Source organism: Corynebacterium aurimucosum, from assembly GCF_046895345.1.
In the GTDB taxonomy this organism is placed as follows: domain Bacteria; phylum Actinomycetota; class Actinomycetes; order Mycobacteriales; family Mycobacteriaceae; genus Corynebacterium; species Corynebacterium aurimucosum_G.
In genome coordinates this window covers 1,345,936-1,359,571 of record NZ_CP160096.1, presented here as the reverse complement: position 1 = coordinate 1,359,571, position 13,636 = coordinate 1,345,936, and the positions used below count along the sequence as shown (strand labels likewise).

Annotated in this window: 10 protein-coding genes; 4 read left to right on the top strand and 6 right to left on the bottom strand. The window is 60.9% G+C overall.

What is annotated here, in order from left to right; translation table 11 throughout:
* Window positions 1–46: 46 nt before the first annotated feature.
* A complete protein-coding gene (locus tag ABZS45_RS06510; protein ID WP_412099143.1) occupies window positions 47–409 on the bottom strand; it encodes a chorismate mutase in 363 nt (120 codons plus the stop codon).
* Window positions 410–531: 122 nt separating this feature from the next.
* Here ABZS45_RS06510 and pcrA point away from each other — a divergent pair, with 122 nt between their 5' ends.
* Window positions 532–3,057 carry a DNA helicase PcrA gene (gene pcrA / locus ABZS45_RS06505; protein WP_412099142.1) on the top strand — a complete coding sequence of 842 codons (2,526 nt, stop codon included), beginning with the start codon at window positions 532–534 and terminating at the stop codon, window positions 3,055–3,057.
* Between the two features lie 4 nt (window positions 3,058–3,061).
* Here pcrA and ABZS45_RS06500 read toward each other — a convergent pair whose 3' ends face one another.
* From ABZS45_RS06500 to ABZS45_RS06480, 5 genes are all read right to left on the bottom strand, one after another.
* Window positions 3,062–3,817: a M23 family metallopeptidase gene (locus ABZS45_RS06500; protein WP_412101111.1), complete on the bottom strand. Its 756-nt coding sequence runs from the start codon at window positions 3,815–3,817 to the stop codon at window positions 3,062–3,064.
* A 386-nt stretch (window positions 3,818–4,203) separates the two neighbouring features.
* Entirely contained in the window at window positions 4,204–6,900 is a 2,697-nt protein-coding gene (locus ABZS45_RS06495; protein ID WP_412101110.1) for an FtsX-like permease family protein, read from the bottom strand.
* Window position 6,901: 1 nt separating this feature from the next.
* Window positions 6,902–7,618, bottom strand: a complete 717-nt coding sequence (locus ABZS45_RS06490) for an ABC transporter ATP-binding protein (protein WP_412101109.1) — start codon at window positions 7,616–7,618, stop codon at window positions 6,902–6,904.
* Window positions 7,615–8,157, bottom strand: coding sequence for a PadR family transcriptional regulator (locus tag ABZS45_RS06485; RefSeq protein WP_412101108.1), 543 nt, complete (start codon window positions 8,155–8,157; stop codon window positions 7,615–7,617). The genes ABZS45_RS06490 and ABZS45_RS06485 overlap by 4 nt, the downstream gene beginning before the upstream one ends.
* 254 nt (window positions 8,158–8,411) lie before the next feature.
* Complete coding sequence (locus ABZS45_RS06480) at window positions 8,412–9,164, bottom strand: M23 family metallopeptidase (protein ID WP_010187647.1); 753 nt, start codon at window positions 9,162–9,164, stop codon at window positions 8,412–8,414.
* Window positions 9,165–9,539: 375 nt separating this feature from the next.
* Between ABZS45_RS06480 and ABZS45_RS06475 the strand changes: the two genes are divergently transcribed.
* Genes ABZS45_RS06475 through purH form a run of 3 tightly spaced genes read left to right on the top strand, consistent with a single transcriptional unit; the run spans window position 9,540 to window position 13,471 of the window.
* Window positions 9,540–11,252, top strand: a complete 1,713-nt coding sequence (locus ABZS45_RS06475; protein WP_412101107.1) for a DUF6350 family protein — start codon at window positions 9,540–9,542, stop codon at window positions 11,250–11,252.
* Window positions 11,253–11,293: 41 nt separating this feature from the next.
* A complete protein-coding gene (gene purN, locus ABZS45_RS06470) occupies window positions 11,294–11,899 on the top strand; it encodes a phosphoribosylglycinamide formyltransferase (RefSeq protein WP_070731081.1) in 606 nt (201 codons plus the stop codon).
* 39 nt (window positions 11,900–11,938) lie between these two features.
* Window positions 11,939–13,471, top strand: coding sequence for a bifunctional phosphoribosylaminoimidazolecarboxamide formyltransferase/IMP cyclohydrolase (gene purH / locus ABZS45_RS06465; RefSeq protein WP_412101106.1), 1,533 nt, complete (start codon window positions 11,939–11,941; stop codon window positions 13,469–13,471).
* The last annotated feature ends 165 nt before the right edge of the window (window positions 13,472–13,636 follow it).

Below are 13,636 nucleotides of genomic sequence, written 5' to 3'. Positions count from 1 at the left end.
CTAGCGTCAGGCGCGTGCGTTGGGGATTATTCCGCGGGCCGCTCAGCTAGCCAAGCTTGCCGCGTCCCAACCGCAGCAGGGCAGAGGCGATGGCGGGGCCTTCCTCGCCCAACTCGCTGCGGAACTCGTTGAGGATAGCGATTTCGCGGGTATGCACCAAACGGGTACCACCTGAGCTCATGCGCGTCTTACCAATGGTGCGGGAAATATCGGTGCGGCGCTTGATGGCGTCGAGAATAACGCGGTCGAGGCGGTTGATTTCTTCGCGGTAGCGCTGAATCTCGGCATCGCTCAGTGGATCATCGGTGCCCGAGGGCATACGAATGTCGAGGCCGTTGTCCACGACGTTGGGGTCGTGGTGCTCGGGGTTTAAGCCCGAGTCAGGGGTGCCAGATTGTGAAGCGCTCATGTCTTCAGATTGTGCCACTCCCGTTAAGGCAAAGGGGAATCATGAGTCGTGACGTCGGTCTTCGCCGATAAGAAGTGGTGTGGCAGGCAATGTCCGGTGGTGCTAGTAGGTTGGAGAGCATTATGAATAACAATTCTCCGTTTAGGCCCCGTTCTTTTTCCGCTCCTTCCACCGTTGCCTCCGCCGGTGGCTTTTCCCCCGCGCCCGGACCCAACGCGGATACCCCTTCCGGTCAGGCTTCTGATCCGTTGCTGGAAGGATTAAACCCACAACAAGAAGAGGCCGTGACGCATTCGGGCTCACCGTTGCTCATCGTGGCCGGCGCGGGTTCGGGCAAGACCGCCGTGTTGACCCGCCGCATCGCGTATCTCATGCGCGAGCGTGGGGTCGCCCCGTGGCAGATCCTTGCCATCACCTTTACTAACAAGGCAGCCGCGGAGATGAAGGAGCGCGTGGGCCAGCTTGTCGGGCCTGTGGCAGAACGAATGTGGGTGTCTACCTTTCACTCGATTTGCGTGCGCATCTTGCGCAATAATGCCCAGCTGGTGCCGGGGTTGAACACGAATTTCACCATTTATGACGGCGATGATGCCCGCCGGCTGCTCACCATGATCGCCAAGGACATGCAGCTGGATCTCAAGAAGTACTCGGCACGTGTTCTGGCGAACCAGATTTCCAACCGCAAGAATGAGCTCATCTCTCCGGAGCAGGCGCGCGCGGAGGCAGAGAGGACGAAGAATCCTTTCGAGCTCACCGTGGCGAGCGTGTACGAGGAATATCAGCGCCGCCTGCGTGCGGCGAATGCGGTGGACTTCGATGACCTCATCGGGGAAGTGGTGCGCATCTTTAACCAGCACCCACAGGTAGTGGAGTTTTATCGTCGCCGCTTTAAGCATGTGCTTATTGACGAATACCAGGACACCAACCACGCGCAGTATGCGCTTGTGTCGGCCTTGGTGGGCAGGGGAGAGCTGCCGCCGGATGCGCCGGAACTATGCGTGGTGGGTGATTCTGATCAGTCAATTTATGCCTTCCGTGGAGCCACCATCAGGAATATTCAGGAGTTCGAGCGGGACTACCCGCAGGCGCATACGATTCTGCTTGAGCAAAACTACCGGTCGACGCAGATCATCCTGAACGCGGCGAATGCGGTCATTGCGAAGAATGAGGGCCGCCGCGAGAAGAACCTGTGGACTGCCCACGGCCAGGGTGAGCAAATTGTTGGCTACGTGGCGGATAACGAACATGACGAGGCGCGGTATATCGCCTCGGAGATCGATTCCCTAGCGGATAAAGGCACGGCCTATTCGGATATTGCAGTGATGTACCGCACCAACAATGCTTCCCGCGCGTTGGAGGATATTTTCGTGCGCTCGGGCATCCCGTACAAGGTGGTCGGTGGTACGCGTTTCTACGAGCGCCGCGAGATCCGGGATATGGTGGCCTACCTGCGCATCATGGATAATCCGGATGACACGGTGAGCCTGCGCCGCATCATCAATGTGCCCAAGCGTGCTATTGGTGACAAGGCGCAGGCACAGATTGCTCTGCACGCGGAGAACCTTGGGGTGAGTTTTGGGGCTGCTCTCCGCGATGCGGCAGCGGGCAAGGTTGCCGGGCTTGGCACACGGGCAGTGAATGCCGTAAGCAAATTCAACGAGATGATGGACGGCGTGCGCGCGCAGATTCCGGGCATGGTCAACGAAGTGACGGGTCAACCGGATTTGGGAGAGCTGCTCAACGCGCTTCTCGATGCCACCGGCTACCGCGCAGAACTCGAAAACTCCAACGACCCGCAGGATGGGGCACGCCTCGACAACCTCAACGAGTTGGTGTCGGTGGCGCGCGAGTTCAGCTCTGAGGCGGCCAATGAGATGGCCTTCTTGGGCGCAGACGCAGAGGAAGCCCCGGAGCTCTCGGAAGGTGAAGCCGCGCCGGGCTCGCTTCAAGCCTTCCTTGAAAAGGTCTCGCTGGTGGCGGATGCAGACCAGATTCCGGATCATGAGTCCGGAGTAGTCACGCTGATGACCCTGCACACCGCGAAGGGCCTGGAGTTCCCAGTTGTCTTCCTCACCGGCTGGGAGGATGGCCAATTCCCGCACATGCGCTCCCTGGGGGACCCGAAGGAGCTCAGTGAGGAGCGCCGCCTTGCTTACGTAGGTATTACGCGCGCTAGGGAACAGCTCTACCTCACGCGCGCGATTCTCCGCTCGTCCTGGGGTAACCCGGTGACGAACCCGGCCAGCCGCTTCCTCGCCGAGGTCCCGGAAGACCTCATCGACTGGCGCCGTGAAGAACCAGACAGCTCGCTGTCCGGCGCGTGGGGTGGAGATGATTCCTATCAATACGGGCGAACCTTCGGCTCAGATAGCGGGTTCTTTGGGTCCCGTGGGGGCGGCTATGGCTCGCGGGGCGCTGCGTCTTCCCCTTCGCAGCGCTCGCGCAAGCCAGCTCCGGCAACATCGATGCCGAAGAATAACCATCTCAATTTAGTTGTGGGGGACCGTGTCAACCACGCGAAGTACGGGCTGGGCACGGTCATCGAAGCCTCCGGAACCGGCGCGCGGGCGACGGTCACCGTGGACTTCGGCTCAGCGGGCAAGGTCCGCCTCATGCTCATCGGCGGTGTGCCGATGGAAAAGCTTTAAAGCTTTAGATGAGGATGCCACGCTCGCTGAACCAATCCACCGGATCAACGGCCGCGCCGCCGCCCGGGTGCACTTCGAAGTGCAGGTGTGGGCCGGTGGAGTGGCCCTCGTTGCCGATGACGGAGATCTGGTCGCCGGCCGTGACTCGGTCACCGACGTTGACCAAGAGCTGATCGCCGGGCATGTGGCCGTAGACGGTGATAGTGCCGTCGTCGTGCTGGATGCGGATCCAGTTGCCGAAGCCCTGGGCTGCGCCGGAGGAGATGACCTCTCCATCCATGACGGCGTAGATGGGCGTGCCAACTGGGTTCGCTACATCGATGCCGTTGTGGAAGGAACCCCACCGCGGGCCAAAGCCAGAGGTGAAAGTACCGGAGGTCGGAAAGACCACGGTATTACCGTTGGCATCCTGGCCGCGCGTAGGGGTGAGACCGGAGTGATCGCCCTGTGGGGCGAAGGCCTCGGCGAGACCAGGAATGCTGGAGGGATCGAGGACGATATCGAAGCCGTCCTGCGTGGAGTTGATTTCCGGGGTGGAGGCCCCGTTGAGGGCTCCGGCCGTGGAAACGATTAGCCCGGAGAATGCTTTGAAGAGGTCGGCCTTGGAGTCTTCCTTGACTTCGATGTCGCCGGCGGTTGGGCCCTGGGAGGACCCGTCGGAGACATCCACGCTTGCTACCGGTTCGGCGGCGAACGCTGGGGCCGTCACGGTAGCGGTGGTGACCGCCACGGCGGCGAGTGCGCTGAGCGTGCGCTTCATAACTTCACGTCCTTAAGTCCTGCTGTGGCTCGCTTCCGCCGGCGTCAGCGGCAGGAAGCTTGTGAGCGATAGGGCACGGCCATACAGCCGTTATGCGCCTTGAAGCCTGCGACACGCCGGCGCGGGTGCAGCCGCGTGCTGAGGCTCTGTGGCAACGAGATACAAACTATCCCGAGCTATCACCCTGCGCAACGTCTAAAAATGCAGGTAAATACAGGGATTGTTCGAAAAACTATCGAACACCCCAGCGTGTTACATATGTGAAAGAAGTGAAAATTGTTACAGGGGTAAAGTAGAGGTTTAAAGAATGGGGGTAGGCTATGGGGGTGTGAAAAGAGTAGTTCCCCAGCCGAAAGCTCGGCCAGGGAACAACGGGGCGTACGGAGCTATGTCAGCGAACGTGATTCGCTGCGATCCCGTGCGGTCAGCGGCCCCGTCTTGTCGCTGCGATTCACCGCAGCCGCCAGTGCGGCGGCCAGAAGCGGCACGATAAGCACGGCGAGGAATTGCCACCAATCCGGGGTGAAGTAGTCTTGCGGGCGCAGACCATAAGGTGGCGTCGAGAAAACGAATCCAGAACTATCGGCAAAGAAGTACGTGCCGAGATGACCGGAAATCACGCCGAAAAGCATGCTTACGGTGGCCAGCATCCAGGTCTGCCACGCCGCTACCTTGGCCATCAGCGAAGGGTGGGCGCCGATGGATTGCAGCACGGTGCTTTCCTGGCGCATGCTGCTCGCTGCGTTGGCAATGATGAGCGCGAGCACGATGAGGCAGACGATCCCCATTCCGAGGCCCAGGTAGTAGCGGAAGTTCTCGGGAGTAGTGACTGCGAAGCTTAGCGAGTATTGCGACTGCGAGGCGCTCGCTGTCAGGTCTCGCAGCTCTTCGCGCTCTGACTCGCTTGGGGGTTCGTCGAACGTGAGGGCTTGGCCCACGTAGAAGGGCTCCATGTTCAGCTTTTCTGCTGCCTGCTGGCTAATCAAGACCACGTCGCGGGCCGCAGTGGGGAGGGCCTCCACAATTGGCAGATCAGCCTCCTGTGTTCTGCTCGGTTCTTGGCTGTCAATGCGGTTATAGGATTTTACGGTCACCGTTCCATGTGCGTTATCCCCGACGTGGCTGCTGTGGGGAAGCACGATGCCGCCGGCATCCAGCGTCTGTGCCGCTGCGCGTCGATCCTCCTCCGAGTCGAACTGCCAGAGCTCAAGCTGGGAAGAATCCGTTTGAACCATCCTGCTTTGATAGATCAACGGGTTATAAGGAAATGACGTCATCAACTCGTGCGCGCACTCTTGACGGGCCTCTTCGGACTCATCGGTGCGCCGCCCCTGGCTATCCACGAAGACTGCCCTCTCAACTGGCTTGCTGAGATCGACCTGCTCGCACTGGTAATCAAATTCGGTGGTGAGCTCGTAAAACGTGCCATCCTCCGGAAGACTGAAAGACGTCGTCCACGAAGGGAAAGCGTAGAAGGAGTGTGTGCGAACCCCGGTAGCCTGCTGGATGGCCTCTGCTGCTGCGCGTTCTTCCGGCGTGGACACCTGCGTTGGTTGGTCAAACGTCGTCTCTTCAATCAGCGCTGTGGTCTCCGGCATGACAAGCGCTTCTTCGGCTACGCTCTTTGCGCTATCGGTCATGACGCCCACACCAAACAGGGAGGCTGTGAAGGAGACCGATACGAGAGCGATGGACGTCGGCAAGGCATGCATGCTGCGCCGGGTCAGGCCGCGTCCAGCCAGACGCAATGCGAGGGGGCCGCGGCGAGACAGCAGGGAGCACAGGAAGACCAAGGCCGGGGCAGACGCGGCAACCGCGATGACTCCGAATAGCGCTAGCACCGTGGGGATATACCCGCCCCATGGGCTGAAGCTGAAGAGCACGAGCAGAAGCAGGAAGGCAGGGCCGATGGCCATCCACTTCCTAAAGCGCAGCAGACGGTCGGGTGCGGCGCCCTGGATTGCTGTGGAGAGGGCACCACGTTGTGCCAACCATGCGGGAACGATGGAGACAATGACACAGCCTGCCACCGCCACGAGCCATGCGAGGCCAATAGCTAGGAAGGGTGGGTGGGCAGCAAAATCCGGGTAGCGGGCTGTCCACCACACCCACGAGACCGTCAGACCAACCACCACGCCGATGGTGGCGCCGATAAGTCCCATCAGCAGGCCATAAGCCATCACTGCGAACATGATGTGGCGTGGTAATGCACCCTGGCTCGACATCAGCGCGTACAGGCGCGTATTGCGTCCGGTGGCCAGCGTGAAGACAGGTGCGAGTAAGAAGAGGATGAGCAATCCGGCGATGGCGTAGAGGCCGAAGAAGAAGAGTACGAAAAGAATGCTGCTCAGGATTCCACCAAAGGAATCCGACTCAGAATCGGGTCGGTCCGTATCTCGCAGCTCCGGTGCCCAGATTTCCAGCCCAGCTTCACGGGCACGGTCGGCATCCTCTTTGGTCAGCGTTGTATCACCCACGATGACCCAGGAGGTGTTTATCTGAAAGGACGGGTCGCTGAGAGCGTCATTGAGGGTGGGGGAGGTGACAAAGTCAAAGTTTTCGGGAGCAATGGCCGCGACTGTGGCTTGGTGGTCACCGCTCAGGGCGTTGGTGCGCACGATGATGACGTCTCCAACGGAAGCGTCGATCTTGTGTGCCGTCGAGCGCGATAGAACTGCCTGGTTGGGGCCAAGATTGAACTTATCGACGGCCTCCTGTGCAGGCTCCGGCGGATTCTCTGCGTCGAACTGATCTACCCAGGAGCTGGTTGACTTCCCATTATGGATTAGTGACGTGCTAGAAAAAGCGGTGACCGGGCTGACGCTGAGGCCTCCAGGAAGCACGTCGGCAGCCAGACCGGGCACGTCTTCATAACTAATCTCCGGGTGCTCGGCGCTGATCTGCAGGGTTCGCTCGGGTGAGCTCAAAGCCGCGAAGAGCCGGCCGGAGGAATTGTCAAAGAGTGCCATTCCAATCACGAGTGCCACTGGCAGCGCGATGAGCATCACGGCGGCCAGCGTGCGCCACGGGTGGCGCCACAGGTCGCGCCTCGTTGGGCGGGTGGCGGCATTAATGCCTGGCATGCTAACGCACCTCCTCGCCGGTGAGGCGCCCGTCGCGAACCATGACAACGCGGTCGGCCCAGCCTGCGAAACGTGGCTCGTGGGTGACGAGGATTCCGGAGGCGCCGGCGTCGATACGCGCGCGCAAAACCTTCATGATCTCCTCACCCGTCGAGGTATCCAAAGCTCCGGTAGGTTCATCGGCGAGCAGTACCTTACGCGGGCCGATGAGCGCGCGGGCAATGGCCACGCGCTGGGCCTGTCCACCGGAGATTTCCTCCGGGAAGCGGTCGATGGTGCCGTCGAGACCGACCTCATTGAGTGCTTGCTCAGCAGCTTCGCGGCATTGCGCAGGCGAGAGTCCGTCTAGCTCAAGAGGGAGGGACACATTCTCTCCGACGGTGAGGGAAGACACTAGGTTGAAGTGCTGAAATACCAAACCAAGGTGTCGGCGGCGAGCGATAGCTGCCTTGGCCTTGGAGAGCTGGGAGGCATCGGCACCGTCGAGAAGCACGCGTCCGGACGTCGGCGGCTGCAGCAGGCCCGCGACGTTGAGCAGGGTGGACTTGCCGGAGCCGGAAGGTCCCATAACTGCCACCAGTTCACCCGGTTGCAGCTGTAGGTTGACGGAATCCAGGGCGGTGACCTGGCGGGCGCCGCTACCGAAGACGCAGGTGATGTTCTCGAGTTCGAGCGGGAAAGGCATGTGCTGGGACGTGGGGATAGAGTCGGGGGTCATCGCGGGGCCTCCTCGGTGGCGGTTGGGTTGGCTAGGGATTCCACGCGGTCGAGCCAGCGTGAGAGAGATTCAAGGTCGAAGATTTGGCGCTCAACAGCCAAGCGCTGGGCGCTGCGTTCCGCAGGCAACTCAGAGGCCTGACGGTTGAGCTCACGCAGCTGGCGGACGGTGGCAAAGCGCTGGGCGTCGAGCACGGCAATGACGTCGATGTCGGAGCGTCGCGCTGCAAGCGACACTTTGAGTACGAGTTCATCGCGCTCAATGGCGTCGTTATGCAGTGTGGACATCCACCACTGTGAGAGCTCTTCGCGGCCAGTTGGGGTTATGGCATAGCTGGTGGCGCGGCGCCCAGTGGGGCCGGTGAGCTCACCGTCGGTGGCGATAAAGCCATCGCGTTCCAAGCGGCTTAGGGTCTGGGCAACTTGACCCATGTTGAGCGGCCAGAGGTTGTCGAAGGTCTCGGCAAAGCGCGTTTTGATGTGGCTAGCTGTGGCGGGTTCTTCACTCAGCAGAGCAAGCACGGAGTGTTTGACGGACATGGTCACCTCCTGCGCGGAGGAAAGAGGGAGGATACGATTGGTGCATACCCGGTAAGTTACCGGGTAACCTTTGGGGCGGTCAAGAGTTTTCGAGAAAAGAATCTTTCAGTACCCCCGTCCGCTTGTCCGGTGTGGAGTAGGTGGTGGAGCGTGCTCGAAGGTAGGGGGCGGGGTGGTTGAGATGCAAAAAGCGGCACAGAGCAAAAGTGCTCTATGCCGCCTAAAAGTTGTTGGAAGGCTAGGTTGAGTAGGGCTTAAGAAATGTTGACGCCGCGCTCTGCAAGCCACGGAATCGGGTCCACAGCGCCCTCACCGGTGGGGTGAATTTCAAAGTGCAGGTGGGAGCCGGTGGAGAAGCCCAAAGAGCCCATGCCGGCGATCTTCTGACCGGCGTGGACGCGCTCGCCCACAGCGACGTCGAGGGTCTGCATGTGGCCGTAGACGCTCATGGAGCCGTCATCGTGCTTGATGCGGATCCACTGGCCGTAGCCGGAAGCCGGGCCGGAATCGATGACGGTGCCGTCCATGACGGAGAGGATTGGGGTGCCCACGGCGTTGGCGATGTCGATGCCGGAGTGGAAGGAGCCCCAGCGGGGGCCGAAGCCAGAGGTGAAAGTACCTTCTGCCGGGCGGGCAACGGACGGTGCACGGTTGGCTTCGTCAGCAGCTGCGCGCGCATCGGCGGCCTGAATGGCCTTGTCGAGCTGGGTAGCCAGGTCAGCAACCGGCTTCGTCTCAGCGATGGAAAGGATCTGTGGTGCGGCATCCTCAACGGCGGCCTGTGCGTCCTTGAGCGGATCGGTATCTGCCTGCAAGGTGTAGTCGATGGACTGTGCCTTGGTCTCACCAGTGCCAGCGGATTGAATGGTGCCGGCTGCGGCGCCGCCAACACCTGCGGTGGATACGGCGCCTGCGGCGACGGTCATTACCGCCAAGCGCCCCTTCGTGGTCTGCGAGGTGGTGATCTTGCGGTGGCGACCTGCGCTTCGCTGAGTCTTGCTTCGCATGAACTCTACTTCCGTCCTAATTCACTATCGTCCAACCAGAACAATCGTTACATCTAAACCTGGTTGGTTATCCGATTGTGACCTTCCTGTTACCAACGAGATGTAACAGTAGCGTCTCGGCGAGAGCGGAGCAACCCGGATTGCGGTTTTCTTCTTGATATGTCGAAAGATCTGCTTGTTTTGATGCGGTAGCTGATTCCTGTGAATGAAGTGAATCCCTGGCGGTGCTTTCGATCTCCGGTAGCGATGTGCGCGTGGGTCGTTCTCATGGGCGGATGCAGCTAAGGATATAGCTGATAAAGAGTATCCGTTCGGGGGTGTGAGCGACCTTTTAAAACAGACCTCGTCGCGCCACCCCCGGTGGGGGAGGTGCCCGTGGCAAAGTGGACGCCGATGAATAAGAACACGAGTCCCCAGTCTAGGTCGTCTGCCCGTCCACGCGCGCACGTGCGTGGACGCGGTGATGGTGCTGAGCACTCTGAGCGCGGGCACCGGCGGGATCGCCGGGATCCTGCGCAGCGTATTAAAGGAATCGAGTCAGACAAGGCACGTGCCCGCCGCGCACAGACCCCAACAACACTGCGCGGGCGCATCCGCCGCATGCTCATCGTCGTCGGTGTTCCGCACCTCGTTGTTGTCCTCGGCATCCTGGTGGTCGCCATCGCAGCACTTCTTCTCACCAGCTCCCCATCGGCGTGGCTGAACACCATCGTCGGGGAGGCCTGGATGGTGTTCAACCTTGCGCCTATCCGCGCTGGTGGAATTGATGTGGGCTTCGTTCCAGCCCTACCTGCACTGCTCTTGGCCTGGTTGGTGGGTCGCCGTGTGCGCGCGGCGGTGAAGGATAGGGTGAGCATCAACGACCTGCTTGTCTTGAGCGCCTGCGTGCTGGTGGTGCCACTCGTCCTGACTTTCATTGCGTGGTTGATGTTGTGGGATGCCGGGAAAGTCTATGATGTTTCTCCTCCGGAGCTCTATCGCGTTCTTCCCCGCATGCTTCTGCTTCATGCGGTTGCCCTTATTGGTGGCATGGGGCCTCGCTTGTGGAAGGCCTTGGCCAAGCGCAGCGGCATTCCGCGCGTGTTCGTCGATGCCGCCCGCATCGGCCTGAGCTACCTCGGATACCTGGTTGCGGCTGGGCTCGTCCTCGTGGTGGTTCTGTGGGGATTCGGTTGGTCGCGCCAGGCCGAGATGCTTGCCAGCTATCCGGTGCTCAATGCGCTGGGAGCAATCGGCCTGTTTCTCGTGAGCATTGTGTACCTGCCCAACGCCGCGGTGGCAGCCGGCGCAGTGCTGAGCGGCTCGGAGATGCACATTGGTGAGGGAACCAGTGTGAGTCTGTTTAGCGGTCATGTAGTTCCGCTTCCTCCGCTACCTTTGGCCGCCGCGGTTCCGCCTTCCATTAGCCCTTGGTTCGCGGTGTTGTTGGTGGTCCCAGCAATCGCAGCCGTGGCGGCATTTGCTCGTCGCCGCGCCTTGGTGTCTTTCCAGGTCGTGCTCGTTGCAACCATCACGGTGGCAGTGACCGCCCTCGTGGCAATCTACGGTGTTTCCGGAACGTTGGGAGTGTACGGAAACACAGGCCCTGAGGTCTGGACCGCGGTGGGCTTGAGCTCCCTGTGGTGCCTTGTCGTGGGATGTGCTTTTGCCGCCGCACAGGCAGTGACGGCGTGGCGTGCGCGCCGCGCCACCGCCCCGGTTGCTGAGCCGGAAGCCTCGGCTGCAGCCGAGGACGTTGAGGAGGTCACTGAGGACTCCACCAGCGCCGCTCAGGAAGAGCACGAGCAGGCAGCGCTTGACGACGACACCGGTGCCGAGACAGCCGCCGACACCGACATAGACGCCGACACCGAGGACGAGACTGATACCGAGGCGAAGACTGATACGGAGGAAGCCGGTTCCGAAGTAGAGGATGACGCTGAGCCGGAGGCTGATGTGAGTGATGCAGAAATCGTGGAAACGGGCGATGCTGACGTCGACACCCAAGCTGAAGTCGAGGACGAAGCAGTAGCGGATGAGGACAGCGATGCGGAGCGCGTTCCAGAAACAGAGGAGAGCGAAGAGCCCGATGGTTCCGTTAAAGAGTGAAAATTCCCCGGTTCGCAGCGGTAGCGGCTAGGCTGTAGCGCGTGACTACACCGCATCAGCCCGCTGCTACTGCCCGCCTCAACGTCGTGGTTCTGGTTTCTGGAACCGGCTCTTTACTGCAGGCCATCTTGGACGGTCAGGATGAGCACTACAGCGTCGTGAAAGTCATCGCGGACGTGCCCTGCCAAGGCATTGAGCGCGCGCAGGCCGCGGGAATCGCCACCGAGGTTGTAGAGATGGGTGCTGACCGCACCGAATGGAATAAACGTCTGGTTGCCGCAGTGGATACTGCGCAACCAGACGTTGTTGTTTCCGCAGGTTTTATGAAGATCCTGGGGAAGGATTTTCTGGATCGCTTCGAAGGTCGCACCATCAACACTCACCCTGCGCTCTTGCCTGCCTTCAAAGGCGCGCATGGCGTGCGCGATGCGCTGGCTTATGGCGCCAAAGTCACAGGCTCGACTGTCCACTTCGTTGATGCTGGTGTCGATACCGGCTCCATCATTGCCCAGGAACCCGTCCGGGTCCTGCCAGAGGATGATGAAGCCAGTTTGCACGAGCGCATCAAAGTGGTCGAAAGAGAACTTATCGTCGATGTCCTCCGCGCGATGCGCGTGGAGGGCGAGACGCTCAGCATTCAGCTCTAACTATCTCACTACCGCAAGGAAGGCTTAAGTCCCCGTACCATGAGCGAAGATCCTAAGAACATCAAGCGCGCGCTAATTAGCGTTTATGACAAGACCGGTCTGGAAGACCTTGCTCGGTCACTTGATAACGCTGGCGTGGAGATCGTTTCCACCGGTTCCACCGCGAAGAAGATCGCGGACTTGGGCATTGATGTCACGCCCGTCGAGAAGCTCACCGGCTTCCCGGAGTGCCTCGAAGGCCGCGTAAAGACCCTGCACCCGCGCGTGCACGCAGGAATTCTCGCGGATACCCGCAAGGAGGACCACCTGAAGCAGTTGGAGGAGCTGGAGGTAGAGCCCTTCCAGCTCGTCGTGGTCAACCTGTACCCCTTCCGCGAGACTGTGGCTTCCGGCGCAGACTTTGATGGCTGCGTGGAGCAGATCGATATCGGTGGTCCATCCATGGTGCGCGCGGCTGCCAAGAACCACCCGTCCGTGGCTGTGGTTGTAGATCCTGCCCGCTACGGCGATGTGGCTGAGGCCGTGGCCAACGGCGGCTTCACCTTGGAACAGCGTCGTGGCCTCGCCCGCGATGCCTTCCTGCACACCGCTGATTACGACGCTGCGGTGTCCGCTTGGTTCGTCGATCAGCTCAGCGACGGTGACGTGACCACCCCGCTGCGCTACGGCGAGAACTCCCACCAGTCCGCGACCGTGACCCGCATCGGTACCACTGGTTTGGCCAATGCGAAGCAGTTCAACGGCAAGGAGATGAGCTACAACAACTACCAGGATGCTGACGCCGCCTGGCGCGCTGCCTGGGATCATGAGCGCCCGTGCGTGGCCATCATCAAGCACGCCAACCCGTGCGGCATCGCGGTGTCTGAGGAGTCCATCGCGGCTGCTCACCGCGCAGCACACGCCTGCGACCCAATGTCTGCCTTCGGCGGAGTCATCGCGGTGAACCGTGAGGTCACCGTGGAAATGGCCGAGCAGGTCAAGGAAATCTTCACTGAGGTCATTGTGGCTCCGTCCTACGAGGAGGGCGCCATTGAGGTTCTCAAATCCAAGAAGAACTTGCGCGTGCTGCAGGCAGAGCATGAAGCGCCCAAGGAGGAAGTTAAGTTCATCTCCGGTGGCATGCTCACCCAAGAGCCGGATACCTACCAGGCAGAGGGCGATAACCCGGCCAACTGGACGCTGGCTGCGGGTGAGGCGTTGAGCGAGTCCGACTTGGCACAGCTCGAATTCGCTTGGCGTTCCGTGCGCGCGGTGAAGTCCAACGCCATCCTGCTGGCCAAGGACAACGCCACCGTGGGTGTCGGTATGGGCCAGGTCAATCGCGTCGATTCCGCCAAGCTCGCGGTGGAGCGTGCTAACACGCTGGCCGACGGCGCCAACCGCGCCGAAGGTTCCTTCGCTGCTTCCGATGCTTTCTTCCCGTTTGCCGATGGCCTGGAGGTTCTCCTTGAAGCCGGCGTGAAGGCCGTGGTGCAGCCAGGTGGTTCCATCCGCGATGAGGAAGTCATCGAGGCCGCTAAGAAGGCAGGGGTGACCATGTACTTCACGGGAACCCGCCACTTCTTCCACTAAATCCTGGATAGCCCGCTGCCGTAGGCAGCGCGCAGCCGTCTCTCTTCGCCGTTGCTGTTTCGCCGCGCGGGGAAGGAGGCGGCTTTCGCATACATGGCAGCTTTCCCTAGAGGGCAGTAGCTGCCCTAAACGACGAAGTTATGCGCCGCCACTGCAGTCAGAGGC

Bases quoted from the DNA above. Each gene is read 5' to 3' on its own strand.
- ABZS45_RS06490 (WP_412101109.1), bottom strand. From the start codon at position 7,618: ATGACCCCCGACTCTATCCCCACGTCCCAGCACATGCCTTTCCCGCTC.
- ABZS45_RS06495 (WP_412101110.1), bottom strand. From the start codon at position 6,900: ATGCCAGGCATTAATGCCGCCACCCGCCCAACGAGGCGCGACCTGTGG.
- ABZS45_RS06510 (WP_412099143.1), bottom strand. From the start codon at position 409: ATGAGCGCTTCACAATCTGGCACCCCTGACTCGGGCTTAAACCCCGAG.
- ABZS45_RS06500 (WP_412101111.1), bottom strand. From the start codon at position 3,817: ATGAAGCGCACGCTCAGCGCACTCGCCGCCGTGGCGGTCACCACCGCT.
- ABZS45_RS06480 (WP_010187647.1), bottom strand. From the start codon at position 9,164: ATGCGAAGCAAGACTCAGCGAAGCGCAGGTCGCCACCGCAAGATCACC.
- pcrA (WP_412099142.1), top strand. From the start codon at position 532: ATGAATAACAATTCTCCGTTTAGGCCCCGTTCTTTTTCCGCTCCTTCC.
- ABZS45_RS06485 (WP_412101108.1), bottom strand. From the start codon at position 8,157: ATGTCCGTCAAACACTCCGTGCTTGCTCTGCTGAGTGAAGAACCCGCC.
- purH (WP_412101106.1), top strand. From the start codon at position 11,939: ATGAGCGAAGATCCTAAGAACATCAAGCGCGCGCTAATTAGCGTTTAT.